This is a genomic window from Bradyrhizobium sp. 160 (assembly GCF_023073735.1).
In the GTDB taxonomy this organism is placed as follows: domain Bacteria; phylum Pseudomonadota; class Alphaproteobacteria; order Rhizobiales; family Xanthobacteraceae; genus Bradyrhizobium.
The window spans coordinates 153,319-173,922 of the sequence record NZ_JADPKD010000055.1; the positions used below are offsets into that span (position 1 = coordinate 153,319).

The 20,604-nt window shown below is 65.6% G+C and carries 14 protein-coding genes; 9 read left to right on the top strand and 5 right to left on the bottom strand.

Annotated features, from left to right (window positions below; genetic code table 11):
• Positions 1 to 16: 16 nt before the first annotated feature.
• The 7 genes from IVA98_RS22505 to garD all read left to right on the top strand — a co-directional run bounded on the left by IVA98_RS22505 (position 17) and on the right by garD (position 10,224).
• Positions 17 to 1,969, top strand: a complete 1,953-nt coding sequence (locus tag IVA98_RS22505) for an SGNH/GDSL hydrolase family protein (protein WP_247334402.1) — start codon at positions 17 to 19, stop codon at positions 1,967 to 1,969.
• A 270-nt stretch (positions 1,970 to 2,239) separates the two neighbouring features.
• The gene (locus IVA98_RS22510; protein ID WP_247355532.1) at positions 2,240 to 3,592 is read left to right on the top strand and encodes an MFS transporter; all 1,353 of its coding nucleotides are present in this window, start codon (positions 2,240 to 2,242) and stop codon (positions 3,590 to 3,592) included.
• 126 nt (positions 3,593 to 3,718) lie between these two features.
• Positions 3,719 to 4,624, top strand: a complete 906-nt coding sequence (locus IVA98_RS22515; protein WP_247278696.1) for a LysR family transcriptional regulator — start codon at positions 3,719 to 3,721, stop codon at positions 4,622 to 4,624.
• 123 nt (positions 4,625 to 4,747) lie between these two features.
• Positions 4,748 to 5,692 carry a 5-dehydro-4-deoxyglucarate dehydratase gene (kdgD, locus tag IVA98_RS22520; RefSeq protein WP_247278697.1) on the top strand — a complete coding sequence of 315 codons (945 nt, stop codon included), beginning with the start codon at positions 4,748 to 4,750 and terminating at the stop codon, positions 5,690 to 5,692.
• Positions 5,693 to 5,718: 26 nt separating this feature from the next.
• Complete coding sequence (gene gudD, locus IVA98_RS22525) at positions 5,719 to 7,062, top strand: glucarate dehydratase (RefSeq protein ID WP_247355533.1); 1,344 nt, start codon at positions 5,719 to 5,721, stop codon at positions 7,060 to 7,062.
• Positions 7,063 to 7,140: 78 nt separating this feature from the next.
• Complete coding sequence (locus IVA98_RS22530; RefSeq protein ID WP_247355534.1) at positions 7,141 to 8,589, top strand: aldehyde dehydrogenase family protein; 1,449 nt, start codon at positions 7,141 to 7,143, stop codon at positions 8,587 to 8,589.
• Positions 8,590 to 8,682: 93 nt separating this feature from the next.
• Complete coding sequence (garD, locus tag IVA98_RS22535; protein ID WP_247300154.1) at positions 8,683 to 10,224, top strand: galactarate dehydratase; 1,542 nt, start codon at positions 8,683 to 8,685, stop codon at positions 10,222 to 10,224.
• Positions 10,225 to 10,314: 90 nt separating this feature from the next.
• On the opposite strand, the gene IVA98_RS22540 is transcribed toward garD, so the two are convergent.
• The 3 genes from IVA98_RS22540 to IVA98_RS22550 all read right to left on the bottom strand — a co-directional run bounded on the left by IVA98_RS22540 (position 10,315) and on the right by IVA98_RS22550 (position 12,708).
• Positions 10,315 to 10,671 (bottom strand): hypothetical protein, encoded by a 357-nt coding sequence (locus IVA98_RS22540; protein ID WP_247300156.1) that lies wholly within the window; start codon positions 10,669 to 10,671, stop codon positions 10,315 to 10,317.
• Between the two features lie 292 nt (positions 10,672 to 10,963).
• A complete protein-coding gene (locus IVA98_RS22545; protein WP_247355535.1) occupies positions 10,964 to 11,560 on the bottom strand; it encodes a DUF2147 domain-containing protein in 597 nt (198 codons plus the stop codon).
• A 119-nt stretch (positions 11,561 to 11,679) separates the two neighbouring features.
• Entirely contained in the window at positions 11,680 to 12,708 is a 1,029-nt protein-coding gene (locus IVA98_RS22550; protein WP_247278703.1) for an NAD(P)/FAD-dependent oxidoreductase, read from the bottom strand.
• 184 nt (positions 12,709 to 12,892) lie between these two features.
• Here IVA98_RS22550 and IVA98_RS22555 point away from each other — a divergent pair, with 184 nt between their 5' ends.
• Positions 12,893 to 13,360 (top strand): acyl-CoA thioesterase, encoded by a 468-nt coding sequence (locus IVA98_RS22555; RefSeq protein WP_247278704.1) that lies wholly within the window; start codon positions 12,893 to 12,895, stop codon positions 13,358 to 13,360.
• A 17-nt stretch (positions 13,361 to 13,377) separates the two neighbouring features.
• On the opposite strand, the gene IVA98_RS22560 is transcribed toward IVA98_RS22555, so the two are convergent.
• Both IVA98_RS22560 and IVA98_RS22565 read right to left on the bottom strand, forming a co-directional pair.
• The gene (locus IVA98_RS22560) at positions 13,378 to 13,698 is read right to left on the bottom strand and encodes a 2Fe-2S iron-sulfur cluster-binding protein (RefSeq protein WP_247278705.1); all 321 of its coding nucleotides are present in this window, start codon (positions 13,696 to 13,698) and stop codon (positions 13,378 to 13,380) included.
• A 169-nt stretch (positions 13,699 to 13,867) separates the two neighbouring features.
• Positions 13,868 to 14,242 (bottom strand): Hpt domain-containing protein, encoded by a 375-nt coding sequence (locus IVA98_RS22565; protein ID WP_247300162.1) that lies wholly within the window; start codon positions 14,240 to 14,242, stop codon positions 13,868 to 13,870.
• Between the two features lie 398 nt (positions 14,243 to 14,640).
• Between IVA98_RS22565 and IVA98_RS22570 the strand changes: the two genes are divergently transcribed.
• Entirely contained in the window at positions 14,641 to 20,349 is a 5,709-nt protein-coding gene (locus IVA98_RS22570; protein ID WP_247355536.1) for an apolipoprotein A-IV repeat region-like domain-containing protein, read from the top strand.
• Positions 20,350 to 20,604: the final 255 nt, after the last annotated feature.

Consider the following 20,604-nt stretch of genomic DNA (forward strand, 5'->3'; position numbering starts at 1 on the left):
GTTGAACACGCGGGCCATGATCCCTCCCTCCTTTCGTACCCTCTCCGCAGGCGCCCTGCTGCTTGCCGGGATTCTGACCGCTTTGCCGCTCGAGCGCGCCGCCGCTCAAGACGCCGGCGCCATGCAGATCAGCTGGGAGGTGCGCAACCGCTTCCGCCTGTTCCGCGAGGAGCGCGATTTCCTGCTCCATGTCGAGAATGCGCGCAACCGCAGCATCCTGGCCGCCGAGCAGTCGCTGGAGCTCCAGAGCGAGGGCCGCGGCTGGGCCCGCAACATGGTCAACCGGCTCTGCATCGATCTCCAGGGCCGGGTCAACCAGCCCTGCACCCGCGACAACGTCAAGGAGAACTACATCACCCCGATCGATCATCCCGTCACCGTGCGCCTCGTCGGCACAGTGCCGGTCGGCGCCACCTGCGCCTGGTCGTTCGATGACGGCGACGGGCCGCAAGCGTCGACCTTCGATTGCGCCGAGCCGGTCAATTTGCGCGTCCGTTACGGCAAGCAGACGGTCGCGACCGTCGACGTCTCCTCCGGCTCCGATCCGACCCAGCGGGTCCAGGCCGAGATCCAGGTTCGCGACATTTTCGTCGCCGGCCTCGGGGACAGTATCGCCTCCGGCGAAGGCAATCCGGACCGGCCGCTGGCGCTGTCGGACGAAGGTTTCTGCTTCCGCTCCTATCTCGGCACCGCCGGCGCGCAGTACTATCGGCCGAGCCGCGCCGGCTTCAAAGGCGGCCGCGCCTGCGAGGCGCCGGACACGCTCGCCAACTGGCAACGCTACAGTGCGCTCTGGTTCAACGCGCCCTGTCACCGCTCGCTCTACAGCTATCAAGCCCGCACCGCGCTGGCGCTCGCGGTGCGCTACACCCATATCGCCGTGACCTTCCTGCCGCTCGCCTGCACCGGCGCCAGCATCGGCGACGGACTGCTCGGCTCGCAGCGCGCCCGCGAATGCCCGCCCGGCAAGACCGGCGTCTGCAACACCAGCGTGAACGCGCAGGTCGCCGAGCTGCGCGAAGCGCTCACCGCGGCGAAGAAGCGCCAGCCCGACCGCACGCTCGATCTCGTGCTGCTCTCGGTCGGCGCCAACGACGTCTATTTTTCCGGCCTCGTCGCCGACGTCATCGTCGACACCGCGACCGAGCGCGCGCTGTTCCGCCGCTCCGGCGTGATGGCGAGCGTCGACGATTCCCGCGACGCGCTGGCGCGCGAGCTGCCGCAGAATTTCGTCAAGCTGCGCGAGGCGCTGAAGCCGCTGGTCGGCGGCGACCTCTCACGTGTGGTCTATGTCTCCTACGCCAACCCGGCGCTCGCCGATGGCGGCGTGCCCTGCCGCGGCGGCCGTGGCGGCTTCGACATCCATCCATCCTTCAATGCCGATCCGCAGCGCCTCGCCCGGGTCTCCACCTTCGTCGACACCGAATTCCTGCCGCAGCTGAAGGGCCTCGCCACCTGCACCCGTGGCGCGCTCTGCCGCGATCCCGAAGCCGATCGCATGACCTTCGTCGATGCGCACCAGGCCGCGTTCGCCGATCACGGCTTCTGCGCCCATTCCGGCAACGATCCCGAATTCGACCGCACCTGCTTTGCCGAGAACGGCCAGAGCTTCAATCCCGACATCGTGACGGCGGCGAGTCAGCCGATGCTGTGCGGTCGCGGCGCCTCGGAATATCGCGCCTACCTGCCCCGTGCCCGCTGGATCCGCGACGCCAACGACAGCTATTTTGCTGCGATGACCTATCCGCAAGGATTGCCGGCCGCGAGCCAGCCGACCGACATCCATGACGCCACCTGGGGCGTGCTCTCCGCCGTCTATGGCGGCGCCGTGCATCCAAGCGCCGAAGGCCACGCCGCGATGGCCGATGCCGCACTGCCTGCCGCGAGCGCCGTGCTCGGGCTGGATGCAGTACCGCCAAGCGTGACGCGCGGATTTCTGCCGCAGCTATTGCCGAGCGCCCGGCAGTAAAAGCAAGAGCGAGCTCTCTCCACACCGTCATTGCGAGCGCAGCGAGGCAATCCAGAGTCCCTCTGCGGAAAGAGCCTGGATTTGCTTCGCTGCGCTCGCAATGACAAGTGCGGGGCTCACGGCTCTAATCTCCTCGCATCGTTCCCCTCATCTGCCGTTCCATCAATCCAAAAACGGCATCGATCGATACTCCCTTGAACTTGGACACTTTGCCGCGCGCGCCTCTAGGAGTCGCCTTGAGGAAATGTTCGAGTTCTAAGGAGGCGCGTGATGAGCGCAGTGGTGTCCGCGGCGGACGTGAGGAGGTCTCGCGTCAGGCTGTTCATCGTGACCATGTTGTTCCTGGTCACCACCGTCAATTATGCCGACCGCGCAACGCTGTCGATCGCAGGCCCCGCACTCTCCAAGGAGCTGCATCTCGATCCGGTCGCGATGGGCTACATCTTCTCGGCGTTCGGCTGGTCCTATGTGATCGCGCAGGTGCCGGGCGGCTGGTTGCTCGACCGCTACGGCTCGCGCCTCGTCTATGCCTTCAGCATCATCGTTTGGTCGATCTTCACGATGATGCAGGGCTGGGTCGGCTTCTTCAGCGCCGGCACTGCGATCGTCGTGCTGTTCGCGTTACGCTTCCTGGTCGGCATCGCCGAAGCGCCCTCCTTCCCCGCCAATGCGCGCATCGTCGCGGCCTGGTTTCCGGGCAACGAGCGCGGCACCGCGTCGGCGTTCTTCAATTCGGGGCAGTATTTCGCGACCGTGATCTTCGCGCCGCTGATGGGCTGGATCGCGCACGCCTCCGGCTGGCGCTTCGTGTTCTTCGTGATGGGCGCGCTCGGCATCGTCATGGGCCTCGTCTGGATCAAGACCATCTACGGCCCGAAGGAACATCCTTCGATCAACGATGCCGAGTTCGACTACATCAAGGAGGGCGGCGCGCTCGTTGATCTCGACGCGCCCAAGGACGATCTGAAGCAGGAGCGCGCGCCTCAATCCGGCTCCGGGTGGGACCACATCCGCCAGTTGCTCTCCAACCGCATGATGCTCGGCGTCTATCTCGGCCAGTATTGCATCAACACGTTGACCTATTTCTTCCTGACCTGGTTTCCGGTCTACCTCGTCAAGGAGCGTGGGCTGTCGATCCTGCAAGCCGGCTTCGTCGCGACGCTCCCGGCGCTGTGCGGCTTCATCGGCGGCGTGCTCGGCGGCATCATCTCCGACGCCATCCTGCGCAAGACGGGCTCGCTGACCCTGGCGCGCAAGATCCCGATTGTCGGCGGCATGCTGCTGTCGATGTCGATCATCGCCTGCAATTATGTCGACGGACAGGCATTCGTGGTCGGCTTCATGGCGCTCGCCTTCTTCGGCAAGGGCATCGGCGCGCTCGGCTGGGCGGTCGTCTCCGACACCTCGCCGAAGGAAGCCGGCGGCGTGTCCGGCGGCCTGTTCAACACGTTCGGCAATCTCTCCTCGATCACCACCCCGATCGTGATCGGCTACATCCTGGCCGCAACCGGTTCGTTCAACGGCGCGCTGGTGTTCGTTGGTCTCAACGCGCTGGTGGCGGCGTTCGCCTACCTCGTGATCGTCGGCAAGATCGAGCGGGTGGTGCTCAAACGTTCCTCCTGAGAGCTCCGAGCAATCGGAGCGGACCAGGCAACTCAACGGCGGCTTAATCAGCCGCCGTCTTTGTTTTGGGGGTGATCGATGCTAGAAGTGCCGGGGAAACGCCTTATCCATCTAAGGCATGTATCGATGTTCGACCTCAACCAGCTCCGCTGTTTCGTCACGGTGGCGGAGGAATTGCATTTCGGCCGCGCCGCCGCGCGGCTGAACATGACCCAGCCGCCTTTGTCGCGGCAGATCCAGGTGCTCGAGCACATCATCGATGCGCCGCTTCTGGAGCGTACCAGCCGCTCGGTGCGCCTGACGCCCGCGGGGCGCAGCTTCCTGCCGGAGGCGCGGCGCATTCTCAAGCTTGCGGAAAGCGCCTCGCAGGTCGCCCGCCGCATCGCGCTCGGCAAGACCGGCTCGCTGAAGATCGGCTTCACGGCCGCCGCGGCCTACGGCTTCCTGCCTGAGCTCGTCGCCGCCTGCCGTGCAAAGCTGCCTGAAGTGGATTTCTCGCTGAAGGAGATGGTGTCCGGCGACCAGTTCGAGGCGCTGACCTCGGGCCAGATCGACGCCGGCCTGCTGAGGCCGCCGATCGCGCGTCCCGAGCTTGCCAGCCGCCGCGTCGTTGCCGAGCCCCTGCTCGCCGCGATCCCGAAGAAGCATCCGCTGGCGAACGCCGACAGCGTCACCATCAAGGATTTCGACGACCAGCCCTTCGTGATGTATTCGCCTTACGAGAGCCGCTACTTCCACGATTTGCTGGTGGCGCTGTTCACGCGCGCCGACGTGCTGCCGCGCTACGTCCAGCATCTCAGCCAGATCCACTCGATCCTCGCCATGGTGCGCGCCGGGCTCGGCCTCGCCATCGTGCCGGCGGCGGCGGCGAGCCTGAAGATCTCCGACGTGCGGCTGCGGCCGCTGAAGCTGCGCACCCGCCTTCCGGTCGAGCTCTTCATGGTCTGGCGCCGCGACGACGAGAATCCGTTGCTCTCGGCCCTCGTCAAAATCGCCGGTGAATTGTCCTCCGCGGAGGTGATAGAGGATTGATGCTCAATCTGCATCAGTCGATATAGGCTTTGGCTTGGACGCGCATCGAACGGTTTCCTAAACACCGGCCCATGGACGCGCAGGCTTGCGTCCTCCACAACACGCAAGAAGGGAGCCGCGCCCATGAGCAAGATGACCCCGCCGGAGATGGCCCAGAAGATCGGATCTGGCCTCCTGTCCTTCCCCGTCACGCCGTTCAGGGCTGACTACTCCTTCGACGAGGCGACCTATCGCGCTAACATGGACTGGCTGTGCGGCTATGACGTCGCCGGCCTGTTCGCCGCCGGCGGCACCGGTGAGTTCTTCTCGCTGACGCCGACCGAGGTTCCGCAAATCGTCAAGATCGCCGTCGAGGAGACCAAAGGCCGCGTGCCAGTGCTCGCCGGCACCGGCTACGGCACCGCAATCGCCCGCGAAATCGCCCTTGGTGCCGAGAAGGCCGGCGCCGACGGCCTGTTGCTGCTGCCGCCCTATCTCACGCATGCCGAGCAGGAGGGTCTCGCCGCCCATGTCGAGGCAGTCTGCGCTGCCGTGAAGATCGGCGTCATCGTCTACAACCGCGACAACGCCATTCTCCAGCCCGACACGCTGGCTCGCCTTGCGGAGCGCTGCCCGAACCTCGTCGGCTATAAGGACGGCATTGGCGACATCGAGCTGATGACCCGCGTCTATACCAAGCTCGGCGACCGCCTGACCTATATCGGCGGCCTGCCGACCGCGGAGACCTTCGCGCTGCCCTATCTCGACATGGGCGTGACGACCTATTCCTCGGCCGTGTTCAACTTCGTGCCGGAATTCGCCACCAACTTCTACGCCGCCGTGCGCAAGCGCGACCATGAGACGATCCACGCCGGCCTGAAGAACTTCATCCTGCCGCTGATCGCGATCCGCAACCGCAAGAAGGGCTATGCAGTCTCGATCATCAAGGCCGGCATGAAGGTGATCGGCCGCGACTCCGGCCCGGTCCGTCCGCCGCTGACCGATCTCACCGAGCAGGAGGTGGCGGAACTGACCGCGCTAGTAAAGAATCTGCCCGCCATCCGATCGACACAACAGGCAGCAGAATAGCGAACGACAATAGAGAGGAGCGTGCGATGGTCCAGACGGAGATCTCTGGCGCACCGGTCGTCACATCGATGCAAGTGATCCCGGTCGCGGGCCGCGACAGCATGCTCCTCAATTTGAGCGGCGCGCATGCGCCGTTCTTCACCCGCAATATCGTCATCCTCACCGACAATTCCGGTCATACCGGCGTCGGTGAGGTGCCCGGCGGGCAGAAGATCTGGCAAACGCTCCAGGACGCCCGCGATCTCGTGATCGGCAAGACCGTCGGCGCCATGAACAACATCCTCGCCGACGTCCGCACCACTTTCGCCGACCGCGATGCCGGCGGTCGCGGTAAGCAGACGTTCGACCTGCGCGTCATGATTCACGCGGTCACAGCGATCGAATCCGCACTGCTCGATTTGCTCGGCCAGCATCTGGGCCTGTCCGTCGCGGCGCTGCTCGGCGAGGGCCAGCAGCGCAACAGCGTCGAGACGCTCGGCTACCTCTTCTTCGTCGGCGACCGGCGCAAATCCCGCCTGCCCTATGTGGAAGGCGAGACCGGCAAGGCGGAATGGTTCAACCTCCGCCACCAAGAGGCGATGACGCCGGAGAGCGTGGTGCGGCTCGCGGAGGCCACCCACGACCATTATGGCTTCGCCGATTTCAAGCTCAAGGGCGGCGTGCTCCGCGGCGAGCAGGAGATCGAGGCCGTCACCGCCATCGCAAAACGCTTCCCGAACGCGCGCGTCACGCTCGATCCCAACGGCGCCTGGTCGCTCGATCAGGCTGTCCGGCTTTGCAAGGACATGCACGGCATCCTCGCTTACGCTGAGGACCCCTGCGGCGCCGAGGCCGGCTTCTCCGGCCGCGAGATCATGGCCGAGTTCCGCCGCGCCACGGCCTTGCCGACCGCGACCAACATGATCGCGACCGATTGGCGGCAGCTTTCTCATGCGCTGCGTCTCGGCGCGGTGGACATTCCGCTGGCCGATCCCCATTTCTGGACCATGCAAGGCTCGGTGCGCGTCGCCCAGACCTGCCGCGACAATGGCCTGACCTGGGGCTCGCACTCCAACAACCATTTCGACATTTCGCTCGCCATGTTCACGCATGTCGGCGCCGCCGCACCTGGCAAGGTCACCGCGATCGACACCCACTGGATCTGGCAGGACGGCCAGGCGCTCACCAAGGAGCCGCTCCAGATCAAGGGCGGCAAGATTGCCGTCCCGGACAGACCTGGTCTGGGTATCGAAATCGACAGGGCCGCCATCGACGCCGCGCATGACCTCTACAAGCAGCATGGACTTGGCGCCCGGGATGACGCTATTGCCATGCAGGACCTGATCCCCGGCTGGACCTTCGACGACAAGCGTCCCTGCCTCGTTCGCTAAGAAACTCAGGCATGATTCCGGAAAAGTGGGTACCGGTTTTCCGAGAGGGATCATGCCCCTAATGACTTGGAGGAATACATGACTGCGATCCTGAAGAACTTCATCGGCGGCGAATGGGTCGACGGCTCCGGCGTCACCAGGAATATCAACCCCTCCAACACCAACGACCTCGTCGGCGAATATGCCAAGGCCGACAAGGCGCAGACCGAAAAGGCGATCGCCGCCGCCAAGGCCGCCTTCCCCGCCTGGGCGCGTTCGACGCCGCAGGAGCGCTATGACGCGCTGAACAAGATTTCTCTCGAAATCCTGGCCCGCAAGGAAGAGCTCGGCCGCCTGCTCGCGCGCGAGGAAGGCAAGACGCTGCCGGAAGGCATCGGCGAAGTCGCCCGCGCCGGCCAGATTTTTGCGTTCTTCGCCGGCGAAGCGCTGCGCCTGATCGGCGAGAAGGGCGCCTCGGTGCGTCCCGGCCTCGACGTCGAGCTCACCCGCGAGCCGATGGGCGTCGTCGGCATGATCACGCCCTGGAATTTCCCGATAGCGATCCCCGCCTGGAAGATCGCGCCCGCGCTCTGCTACGGCAACACGGTGGTGTTCAAGCCGGCCGAGCTGGTGCCGGGCTCGGCGCACGCGCTGTCCGAGATCATCACCCGCTCCAGCATTCCCGCGGGCGTGTTCAACCTTGTCGTTGGCTCCGGCTCCGTGGTCGGCCAGACGCTGCTCGAACACCCGGACGTCGCCGCGATTTCCTTCACCGGTTCGGTTCAGACCGGCCGCAAGATCGCGCAGGCCTGCGTGCTGTCGAATCCGATGAAGAAGTTCCAGCTCGAGATGGGCGGCAAGAACCCGCTAGTCGTGCTCGACGATGCCGACCTCAAGACCGCCGTCGAGGTCGCCGTCAACGGCGCCTATTTCTCGACCGGCCAGCGCTGCACCGCTTCCTCCCGTCTGATCGTCACCGAAGGCATCCACGACCGCTTCGTCGCCGCGATGGCCGAGCGCCTGAAGGGCCTGTCGGTGGACGACGCGCTCAAGGCCGGCGTGCATATCGGCCCCGTCGTCGACCAGAGCCAGCTCGATCAGGACCTGCGCTACATCAAGATCGGCCAGGACGAGGGCGCCAAGCTTGCGTGGGGCGGCGAGCTGCTCAAGCGCGAGACGCCGGGCCACTACCTCCAGCCGGCGCTGTTCACCGAAGCCAACAACAATATGCGCATCGCGCGCGAGGAAATCTTCGGACCCGTCGCCGCCGTGATCCGCGCCAAGAACTACGAAGAGGCGCTGGCGATCTCCAACGACACCGAGTTCGGCCTGGCTTCCGGCATCTGCACCACCAGCCTGAAATACGCCTCGCACTACAAGCGCAACAGCGAGTCCGGGATGGTGATGGTCAATCTGCCGACCGCCGGCGTCGACTATCACGTGCCGTTCGGGGGGCGGAAGGGCTCGAGCTACGGCGCCCGCGAGCAGGGCTCGTACGCGCGCGAGTTCTACACCACGGTGAAGACGGCTTATACCTTCCCTGGCTGATAGGCCGGGATCGCGTCGCAAGCGTAGGTGCCCACCTCTCCCTTTGGGAGAGGTGAGCGAAAGCACGGCTTCTCCCGTTCTTGAGGAAAGCGTATGGACCAGTCAGTCGCAGCGAAAGAGCAACCCCGCTACATCAAGCTCAACGAGCGCGACAATGTTGCGATCGTCGTCAATGATTTCGGGCTTCCCGCCGGCACCCGCTTTGCCTGCGGGCTGACGCTGCGCGCCTTCGTGCCGCAGGGGCACAAGACGGCGCTGGTCGACATCGCGCGAGACGCGCCGATCATCCGCTACGGCGAGGTGATCGGCTACGCGCTGTCGCCGATCCTGGCCGGCGAATGGGTGGATGAGGCGCGCATTCGCATGCCGGAAGCCCCTGCCCTCGACAAGCTCGAAATCTCGACGGCCGTGCCCGCGCCGCTGCCGCCGCTCGAAGGTTTCACCTTTGAGGGCTATCGCAATCCCGACGGCTCGGTGGGCACCAAGAACATCCTCGGCATCTCCTCCTCCGTGCAATGCGTCAAGGGCACGATGGAATATGCGGTGAAACGCATCCGCGCCGAGCTGTTGCCGAAGTACCCGAACGTCGATGACGTCGTCCCCCTCACCCACGCCTATGGCTGTGGCGTCGCCATCACCGCGCCCGACGCGGTGGTGCCGATCCGCACGCTGCAGAACATCGCGCTCAATCCGAATTTCGGCGGCGAGATTCTGGTCGTCGGGCTTGGCTGCGAGAAGCTCGCGCCGGAGCGGCTGGTGCCGGAAGGCGTCAGCGATGCGATCGTGCGCATGCAGGACGAGGCCTTCGATGGCTTTGGTGCGATCGTCGATGCGATCATGACCCAGGCCGAGGCGCGGCTGAAGGTGCTCAACACGCGCAAGCGCGAGACCTGCCCGGCCTCCGACCTCGTGATCGGCCTGCAATGCGGCGGCAGCGACGCGTTCTCCGGCGTCACCGCCAATCCCGCCGTCGGCTTCGCCGCGGACCTGTTGGTGCGTGCCGGTGCCACCGTGATGTTCTCGGAAGTCACAGAGGTGCGCGACGCCATCCAGCTGCTCACGCGACGCGCCATCAACGAGGACGTCGGCCGCGCGCTGGTGCGCGAGATGGCCTGGTACGATTCTTATCTTGCCCGCGGCGGCGCCGATCGCAGCGCCAACACCACGCCCGGCAACAAGAAGGGCGGCCTTGCCAACATCGTCGAGAAGTCGCTGGGCTCGATCGTCAAGTCCGGATCGTCCGCCATCACCGGCGTGCTTTCGCCCGGCGAGAAGGCGACTCAGAAAGGCATGCTGTTCGCGGCAACTCCTGCCTCCGACTTCATCTGCGGCACGCTCCAGCTCGCCTCCGGCATGACGCTGCAGGTGTTCACCACCGGCCGCGGCACACCCTACGGCCTTGCGGCCGCCCCCGTCATCAAGGTCGCAACCCGCAGCGAACTCGCGCGGCGCTGGAAGGACCTGATCGACTTCGATGCCGGCCGCATCGCCACCGGCGAGAAAACCATCGAGGAAACCGGCTGGGACCTGTTCCGCCTGATCCTCGACGTCGCCAGCGGCCGGACAAAACCGTGGTCGGACCGCTGGGGCATCCACAACGATCTCACGCTGTTCAATCCGGCGCCGGTGACCTGAAGAAAGCGATCGACGAAACGATCTTGAAACCGAACCCTGAAGCGTTTCGTCTTCCTTTCACCGCCGCTACCCATCGAGGACTTACCGCGTTCACGTCATGCTGCCCGGCATGAAGCAGCGCACGCGCGGATGGCCGTCGATATAGTGTTTCCACACCATGGTGCGGCCGATCTTGTTCGGCACGGTGATCACCGCGCCGTCGGGCACCACGACCCATTCGTTGTCGATGCGCACGCGGTAGCGGCCGCGATCGGACGCCCAATCGACGTCGGCGATGACGTAGCCGTCGGCGTCGGTGCAGCATTGTCCGAACTCGCTGTGCAGGCTTTCGAACCAGGGTTTTAGCGGCGAGTTGGCGTAGCGCCCGTCGTCGCGCGCCAGCGCCGATGTGGCCAGCAGCGTCATAAGGCCCAGCAGCGGGGCCGCACGCGATGTTGCAGATCTCATGTCGTCTCCGCGGATCGAAATCATCGCCGCGAGGGACAACGCCTGCCGTTCGCCTTTCGCGGCTCGGCGAAAGGCGTGAAGGACAGCGACTCACCCCCCAACAGCTTTGCGGAGGCTATGCAATTCCAGCGCCAGCACGCATTCCGGGGAACTACTGGCGAAGGGCGGAATGATCGACGCGTTGCGGCGGATGCGCACCATCATCGGGCTCGCCGAAGGCGAGACCCGGTTGCGGGCCGATGACGCCAGTGAATGGGAAAGCAGCCGGGATGATACCCAGCGTGAAGCGCCCTTACTGCTTGGGCGCCGGCGCCACCATCGCGCCGCCCTTCTTCGCCGCAGGTGCCGCCGGCTTCGCGGCGGCGGCCTGCGCAGGGAGATATTTTGCCACGATGGCAGGATCAATCTGCGCGATGTTGGCATCGGGCAGCCGCGTCCAGGTCTCGTCCTTACCGAGCAGCGCGATGCCAAGATAGCCGCGCAGCGTCAGGGTCTGGCCATCGGGACTGATCTTCATGTTGGCTTTCCAGATCTGGCCGTCGCGCGGATTGAGCACATTGCCGCCTTCGTACTTCAAGCCTTCGCGCTTCATGTTGCGGACGAAGGAGATGCCGAGCACCGGCGCGTTCTTGCGGTCGTCCGTGCACTTGCTGCAGACCTCGTTCGGATCGTCGCCGGGCCGCGGGAAGGTCTTCGCGATCACGCCTTCGAAGATGCCGTTGCGGTCGATGAAGAGAAACCATCCGACCGTCTTGCCGTCTTCGACCTTCTGCCAGAGCCCCGCCGCCGTGGGCTCGGCGGTCTGTGCCGCAGACGGTGTCACCGCAAAAAGCGACAACGCGAGCGCGAGGAAGGGGAGCAGCCGAGAGCTGGAAAGAAGATTCTGCATTAGATCACCTTGCTATGCCAATCACTTGCTAGCCAGGACTGGATGGCCACAGAGTACGGCGATTTCGCGAACGGCTCCAGCACCAGAAACATGGGACATGGCCTTCCGGCCCCAACCGCTCAGTTGACGCCGAGCTTCTTTTGCAGACTGGAGGACGAGGTCGTGTACTGGAACACCAGCCGCTTCTCCGGATAGACGTAGCGATGGGCTTTTTGCGACATCAGCGCCCCCTCGTGGAAGCCGCACAGGATCAGCTTGATCTTGCCGGGATAGGTGTTGATGTCGCCGATTGCGAAGATGCCGGGCACGTTGGTCTCGAACGCGGATGTCTCGACCGGCACCAGATTGTTCTCCAGCGCGATGCCCCAGTTCGCTACCGGCCCGAGCTTCATGGTCAGGCCGAAGAAGGGCAGCATGGTGTCGCAGGCAATTTCAGTCATGGTGTTGTCGTTGCCCTTGATGGTGGCACCAGAGAGCTTGCCATCAATGCCGGAGAGCGCCGTGACTTGGCCGAGCCGCAGATCCATCTTGCCGCCTGCGACCAGCGCGCGCATCTGCTCGACGCTGTGGGGCGCGGCGCGAAACTCGTCGCGCCGGTGCAGCAGCGTGATGCGCTTGGCAAGTGGATGCAGATTGAGTGTCCAGTCCAGCGCGGAATCGCCGCCGCCGACGATCAGCACGCTCTTGTCACGAAATGTCTCCATCTTGCGCACGGCGTAGTGCACTGAAGTGCCTTCATAGGCCTCGATCCCCGGGACCGGCGGGCGCTTGGGCTGGAACGAGCCGCCGCCGGCCGCGATCACCACCACCTTGCATTCGAACACCTTGCCGGCATCGGTGGTGCAGCGGAATGCAGGATCGCCGATCTTCTCCACGGTCTCGACCATCTCGCCGAGATGGAAGGTCGGATGGAACGGCTTGATCTGCTGCATCAGCGCCTCGGTCAGCCCCTGGCCCGAGACCTGGGGAATGCCGGGAATGTCGTAAATCGGCTTTTCCGGATAGAGCTCGGCGCATTGGCCGCCGACCTTGTCGAGAATGTCGACGAAATGCGCCTTCATGTCGAGAAGGCCAAGCTCGAAGGCGGCGAACAGACCGCACGGGCCGGCGCCAATAATCAGCACATCGGTTTTGATCACGTCGCTCATGTCGTCTCTTTTATCGGTCGTTACCGGTTGGACGGCGTCCCTTAGGCCGAGGGTGACCCTGCCTGTCTAGCCAACGGGGATGGATCAGGGAAGGCATAAAAGCGGGAGCGCCCCGCAGCCGCACCCACTTGCCGGGTCAAACTAACTGGGCTGTAACGAGCAAGGATATGACGGAGATCAATCGGTGAACGCACCAAGCCACCTCGATACGACGCCGCGCCTGGAAGACTACCCATATCGCCTCAGCGACAACGTGCGCTTCGGCGATCTCGATCCCAACCAGCACGTCAACAACGCCGTCTACGCCACCTATTTCGAGACCGGCCGTGTCACGCTGATGAAGCTCCCGGAATATGGGCTGACGCCGCCGGGTCTTGCCTGGATCATGGTGCGGCTCGACATCCATTTCCGCGCCGAGCTGCACTGGCCGAACACCATCGAGCTCGGCCTCGGCGTGGTCAAGCTCGGACGAACGTCGGTGACCTTCGAGCAGGTCGTATTCTCGCAAGGAAAGTGCATCGCGTCGGCGAATTCGGTCGGCGTGATGATCGACGAAGCGTCGCGGCGGCCGACGCCGCTCACAGCGGAAGTGATCGCAAAGCTGAGACCCTGGCACAAGCGCGGCATCGAGGTCGCGCCGGCGAGGACATAGTTACCTAATCGAGTGGATCAGGCCTGGCGTTCCGGCGTCGCGACGACGAGCCCGTCGAGTTCGTCGGAGACCTTGATCTGGCAGGACAAGCGCGAGTTCGGGCGCACGTCGAAGCCGAAGTCGAGCATGTCCTCTTCCATCGGCGTCGGGTTGCCGACCTTCTCGCGCCAGGCTTCGTCGACATAGACATGGCAGGTCGCGCAGGCACAAGCGCCGCCGCATTCGGCCTCGATGCCCGGAATGCTGTTGCGGATGGCGGCTTCCATCACGGTTGCGCCGTTCTCGATTTCCACCGTGCGGGTTTCGCCCTTGTGGTCGACAAAGTGAATCTTGGCCATGTGTGCTCGTGCTGCCGCGGTGCTTGGAATGAAGGAGGGGTCCCGGCCTGTCCTATAACGGGTCGGTCAGCCCGGCGCCATAGCGTTTTCGGCGCGCGGTGAATCCCGCTTCGCGGGAAGAAAACGCGTCAAAACAAAAGAGTAGAACCCGGTTCTGACAGTACGCGCCTTAAGGCTTCAGCATCGCCTCGATGGCGGCGCGAGCCTCGGTGACCGCCTCTTTCAAGGCAGCAAGGGCGTGGGGCCGACCATGGCCGGTGCGGATCGCGGTCTCCAGGCTGCCTGCGGCATCGGCCACGGCAAAGGCGCCGATCCCTCGTGCCGAGCCTTTGAGCTTGTGGGCCAGTGCGCCCGCCTCGGCCGGCAGCGCCGTCATCGCTGCAACCAGGCGGACCGCCTGCTCGGCGAACATCGCCAGCACTTCCCGTTCCAGCTCGGCATCGCCGAGCGTCATGCGGGCAAGGTGATCGAGGTCGAGCGGACTGTCGATGGGTGCAAGCGGGGGCGAGGGCATCCAGTCCATCCGTTGCAGTTCAGGCGTCATGACCCAGGCCCCGGCAGCGCGCGATCGTCCCGCCGGTCCGGCGGTCAGGTTCCTCCCACCCAAGCATGAAAATGGTTAACGAAATGTTTGGGCCGTTTTACGCAATTCCGCCGATTTGTTGACGAGAAGTTGCCGCAATCGGCCGAGTTCGGTGGAGAATTGCATTTAGTGCTAAGGCGTTACGGCGCGATCCTGTTAACGATGATTAACATTGTCTTAATCGCAGCCATTTCATTCGCGACGCTCTGCCAATAGGATGTTGCAGAAATTGGCGGACAAGCCGTCCGGGTGGGGACGGCTCGGAGATCCGCGCAAGCGGCATGATCCGGTCTGTGGGCTTGCGTATCGCGCAGGGCTCGCGGGGGGACGCGTACAAGTAACGAGGGCTCGGACTGAACATGGCGAACACTCCGAAAAAGGCCAAAGACCCCACAGAAGTTGCGCTTTCTGCGATCCAGGAAGCCCTTAACATTAGTGACACCGCTGCGGATACCAGCCGCAACGCCGCGATGCGCAACGAGACGGTGCCTCCGGTGGGGCCGCCCGCGCCTCCGGTCTTCGACGAGCCGAGCTTCGAGTCGCGCCCCGCCGCCAACGAACGCGCAACTGCGTTCGACCCGATCGAGGAGCCGCGCACCTCCCGCCGCGCCGCCAATGATGACCGTGAGACCATCGGCCAGTTGCTCCAGGCGCTTCAGAGGGGCCGCCCTGCCCGCAACGTCTACACCTTCGCCACCATCTTCGCCGGCGTCTGGCTCGCCGCCTGCGCCGCGCTGACATTCGGCTTCCTGCCCTCGATCCAGGCCGCCATGGGCCAGAGCGGCGGCGTGCTCGTCGTTGCCGGCCTGATCGCGATGTTCTTCGCGCCCATCATGCTGTTCTACTTCCTGGCGAGCCTCGTTTGGCGCGGCCAGGAAATGCGCATGATCGCGCAGGCGATGGCGCAGGTCGCGATCCGCTTCTCCGAGCCGGAAGGCTCGGCCTCTGACTCCATGGTCACCGTCGGCCAGGCGATCCGCCGTGAGGTCGCAGCGATGGGCGACGGCATCGAGCGCGCCATCGCGCGCGCCGGCGAGCTCGAGACGCTGGTCGCCAACGAGGTCGCGGCGCTCGAGCGGGCCTATTCCGACAACGAGGTGCGCATCCGCGCCCTGCTCCAGGACATCGCGCATCAGCGCGACAACCTGGTCGGCCAGGCCGAGCAGGTCCGCAGCGCCATCTCCGGGGTGCAGATCGACCTGCGCCACGACATCGCGCTGATCTCGGACGCGATCGCCTCGCGCGTCGACGAGGTCGCCAAGTCCATCACCGGCGCGCTGGAAGAGCGCGGCGCCCACATCACCCAGGCCCTGAGCAATGCCGGCGACAACATGATCCTGGCGCTCGGTGAGCGCGGCGGCGACCTGCTCGATCGCCTCGAGGAGGCCAGCAACGAGACCACGCGCGCCGTGCTCGACGCCAGCGAGCGGCTGACCACCAGCCTCAACTTCAAGACCGGCCACGTCCACGACGAGTTCGTCGATCTCGCCGACCGCGTCCACGAGATGCTGAACGAGCGCATCGACCGCATCACCGGCGAGTTCGAGCAGCGCTCCGCCGCGATCGTCGACGGCATCTCCGAGCGCACCGAGCTGGTGCATGATTCCCTGAAGAATTCGTCGGACTCGCTGCTGCTCGAGCTTGAGCTGCGTTCCAACGACATCTCCGCCAAGATCGACGATGCCGGCAACCGGCTCGCCGGCCAGATCATGACGAGCGGCGACAAGGCGAGCGAGGCGCTGGACGCCACCGTCAACAACCTGGTCGCCAAGGTCGTCAGCCAGACCGAGACCGCGCACGACTCGCTGTCGCTCCAGATGAGCGCCTTCGACGAGCTCGTCAGGAACCAGGGCACCGAGCTGGTCGAGAAGTTCGCCCGCGATTCCGGCACGCTCGGCGCGCTGATCACGCGCCACATCTCCGAGTTCGACCGCACCGTGAAGACCTTCGGCGGCGAGATCGTCGAGCGCATGGGCCAGCGCACGCAGGACATCGCCGAGACGTTGAAGACCTATGTCGACAATTTCGACACCCGTTTCACGTCGAACGGCGGCCAGATCACGGCCGTGCTCGACCAGCGGCTGGTGCAATTCGAGACCACGATCGGGGAACGTGTCAGCAATCTCGACGCCTCGCTGGACGGCAAGATCGCCAGCCTCGACGGCACGATCGAAGGCCACATCAGGACCTTCGACCAGCAGCTCGTCGGCCGCGTCGCCGCGCTCGAACAGTCGTTCGACACCCGAGCCAGGTCCATGACCGAAACCATCGATGGCCGCATCAATACGCTGGCGACGTCGCTGAGCGATGGCGCCGTGCAAGCGATCCAGTCGATCGATAGCCGCCTCACCCACCTCACGACCTCGCTGACCAGCGGCGCATCGCAGGCCATCGAAACCCTCGACGCGCGCCTTAACCACCTCACCACCTCTCTGACCGACGGCGCATCGCAGACCATCCAGTCGATCGACACGAGGCTGACGCATCTCACGACGACGCTGACGGGCGGCGCCTCGCAGGCGCTCGAATCCATCGACTCCCGCCTCACTTACCTGACCTCCGCGGTGACGAACGGCGCCTCGCAGGCCGTGCAGTCGATCGACACGCGCCTCACGCTGCTGACCTCGACCCTCACGGACGGCACCGCGCAGGCGATCGAGGCGGTCGACCGCCGCATCACCGGCGTCACCGAGGTCATCGACGGCCGCACCGTGCATCTGACCGACACGGTCACGGCGCGCTTCCAGGAGATCCACCACGCCATCGAGACCAAGGTCGGCTCGGTCGCGAGCGACATCGACGTGCGCGTGGCGCAGTTCGAGGACCTGCTCGGCTCGCGCGTCGAGGCGGTCGCCGGCCGCATCGAGAGCAGCGGACGCCAGGCCAGCGAGGACATGATGTCCCGCGCCGAGATGATCTCGACCGCGATCCGCTCGCATGTCGAGGACGCCGAACGTTCGCTCACCAACCTCGTCGTCAACACCAGCGAGACCATCCAGACCGGCGCGCGCACCGCTCAGCAGTCGCTGCTGACGGTCTCCTCCGATGTCAACGCCCAGCTCAAGATGACCTCGTCCGAGGTCGAGCGCGCGCTGACCGCGGTCGGCACCGGTGCTGCGAACTCGATCCTGACCAGCGCCCGCGAGGCGCAGTCAACCCTGGTCGCCGCATCGGGCGATGCCTCCAATCAGATCAAGGGGCTCGCGGCCGACGTCGAACGCACGCTGTCCGCAGCGGGCTCGGCGACCGCGGCCTCGATCCTGGCCGGCGCCCGCGAGGTGCAGACCACGCTCGTCACCGCCTCTTCGGATGCGGCCAACCATGTCAAGACGCTCACCGCCGACGTGCAGCGTTCGCTGTCGCTGGCCGGCACCACCACAGCGGAGGCGATCGTCGCCGGCGCCCGCGATGCGCAGGGCGCGCTGATCGCGGCTTCGACCGAGACCGCCAACCAGATCAAGGCGCTGTCTTCCGATGTGCAGCGCTCGCTCTCGATGGCGGGCACTTCGACCGCCGAGACCATCATGAGCGGCGCCCGCGAGGCCCAGAGCACGCTGGTCACGGCGTCCTCGGATGCAGCGAGCCAGGTCAAGTCGCTCGCGGCCGAAGTGCATCGTTCGCTCTCGCAGGTCGGCCAGTCGACCGCCGAGACGATCACCACCAGCGCCCGCGACGCCCAGAGCACCCTGCTCACGGTCTCGGCCGAGCAGACCAGCCAGGTGCGTTCGCTCGCGGCCGAGATGCAGCGCGCGCTGGCAACCGCTGGCGGCGCCACCATCGAAGCGCTCACCAGCGGTATCCGCGAGGCCCAGGGCACGCTGATCTCCGCCTCGACCGACGCGGCGAGCCAGATCAAGTCGCTGACCACGGATATCGAGCGCACGCTGACCGCGGTCGGCGCCGACACCGCCTCGACGATCCTCAACAGCGCGCGTGAGGCGCAGACCTCGCTGACCTCGACCTCGGCGGATGCCGCGAGCCAGATCCGCACAATCTCGACCGAGATCGAGCGTACACTGAGCGCAGCCGCCGCGAACGCGACCAACGACATCCAGACCAGCGCGCTCAGCGCCCAGAACGCGCTGATATCCGCCTCTAACGAGGCCAGCTCGCGGGTCAAGTCGAGTTCGGCCGACGTCGAGCGCTCGGTGCTCGCCGCCAGCAGCAGCTTCGGCCAGGCCATGACCGGTAAGACCGACGAGATCGTCACCTATGTGCAGCAGCAGGCCGACCGTCTGTCGAACATGATTGACGCCAAGCGCGGCGCCCTGGTCGACGCGATCGGCTCCCAGACCAACCAGCTCACGCTCGACATTGATCGCGTCACCTCCGACGCGCTGAAGTCGATCGAGACGCGCGGCCAGGCCTTCTCGCAGACTATGATGGGCAACGGCTCGGAAGTCGCCCGCGCCATCAATACGGCGAGCGAGATCGCCACCGGCGCGGTCGGCAAGTCGCTCAAGGACCTCGAGCAGGCCTCGCGCTCGGCGATCGACCAGTCGCGCCAGGTCTCGATCGCGGCCGTGACCGAGATGCAGGAGACCAGCAAGATCCTACGCACCGACACGGTGGCGCTGTTCGAGCGGCTGCGCGAAGGCAACATCCTGCTTCAGGAGGTGCTGACCGGTGCGCACGACAACCTCAACTCGCTCGAGCGGGCGCTGGTGACGCGCGTCGCCGACTTCGTCTCGGCGATGAACGACGTCACCTCGCGCAACGGCGCCGCGACGCAGAACCTGGAAGACCAGCTCAACGTCTTCAACAGCAAGACCACGAAGGCGCTCCAGGACCTCGGCGAGCTGTCGACCCAATTCGACAAGCATGGCAAGGCGCTTGTCGAGGCCGCGCAGGTCGTCGAGCAGAGTAACAAGAACACCACCGCCTCGCTCGCCGAGCGCAAGCAGGCGCTGGAATCGCTCGTCACCACAATCGACCTGCGTACGGCCGATCTCGACCAGCGCCTGTCGCGCTTCACCGGCCTGCTCGATGAATCGCTGGCCGCAGCCGAAGAGCGTGCCCGCGACATCGCCCGCGTCGTCGCCGAGACCGCCGGCGCAGGCTCTGCCGCAATCACCCGCCAGTTCGAGGCGGTGCGCGCGGCGTCCGAAGAGGAGCACCGCCAGACCATCGAAGCCATGCACGACATCTATCGCCAGACCACCGACGAGGCGGATGCGATGTTCAAGCAGTCGACCGAGCGCTTCAGCAATCTGGTCGCAAGCATGAAGCAGATGGCGCTCGAGATGCACAACGAGCTCGAATCCACCCGTAACGAGCTGCGCCGCGGCGTACTCGAGATGCCGCAGGAGGCCGCCGAAAGCACCGCGCAAATGCGCAAGGTGATCGTCGACCAGATCGAGGCGCTCGCCGAGCTCAACCGCATCGTAGCCCAGCATGGCCGCGGCCTCGACGTCACCACGACGAGCCGCGGCAGCGTGCAGCGCCAGGAAGAGCCGGCGGTGCTGGCCGCAGTCGCAGGCCGCGCCACCGAGACCCGCATGCGCGACACCGGCAGCGCCTCGACGCTGCCGCCGCCGGATCTCGGCATGCCGGCTGCGCGCCGCACCGAAGCGCCGTCGGTCGCGCCTGCCGGCAATGACCAGGGCCGCGACGGCTGGCTGTCGGACCTGCTCAACCGCGCCGACACGGGTCCTGCCGCCTCGGCCGGCCGTGAGGCTCCCCGCGGCCGCGCGGCACCCGCTCCGCAGCCGCAGGCGCTGCAAGGTGGTGGCAATCCGCTGGAATCGTTGTCGCTCGACATCGGCCGGCTGATGGACCGCAACCTCGCCGCCGAGATGTGGGACCGCTACCAGCGCGGCGAGAACAAGGCCTTCACCAAGCGCCTCTACACGCCCGCCGGCCAGAAGGCCTTCGACGAGGTCGCCCGCAAGTATCGCGCCGACCGCAACTTCAAGGGGACGGTCGACCGCTACATCGCGGAGTTCGAGCGCCTGCTCGACGAAGTCGCCCGCGACGGCCGCGGCCCGCAGGAGCTGCACAGCCACCTGACCTCGGAGACGGGGCTGGTCTACACGCTGCTGGCCCACGCGGCGGGACGGCTCGGGTGAGCGGCTCGTAGCGTCACCGATTAGCGGATGAAAACGGAGGCCTCACGGCCTCCGTTTTGGTTTTGGGCGACATCCTCGCTGTCGTGCCCCGGACGCAGCGTAGCGCCTCTTCGGCGGTGCGCTGCAGAGCCGGGGCCAATGTCGCACATCACACCGTGTTGCCTTCTGGGTCCTGGCTCTGCGCAGCAACGCTAAGGTCGTTGCAGCGCGTCCGGGACACGAGACCTGGCGCTCACAATACGATGGTGAGCGACA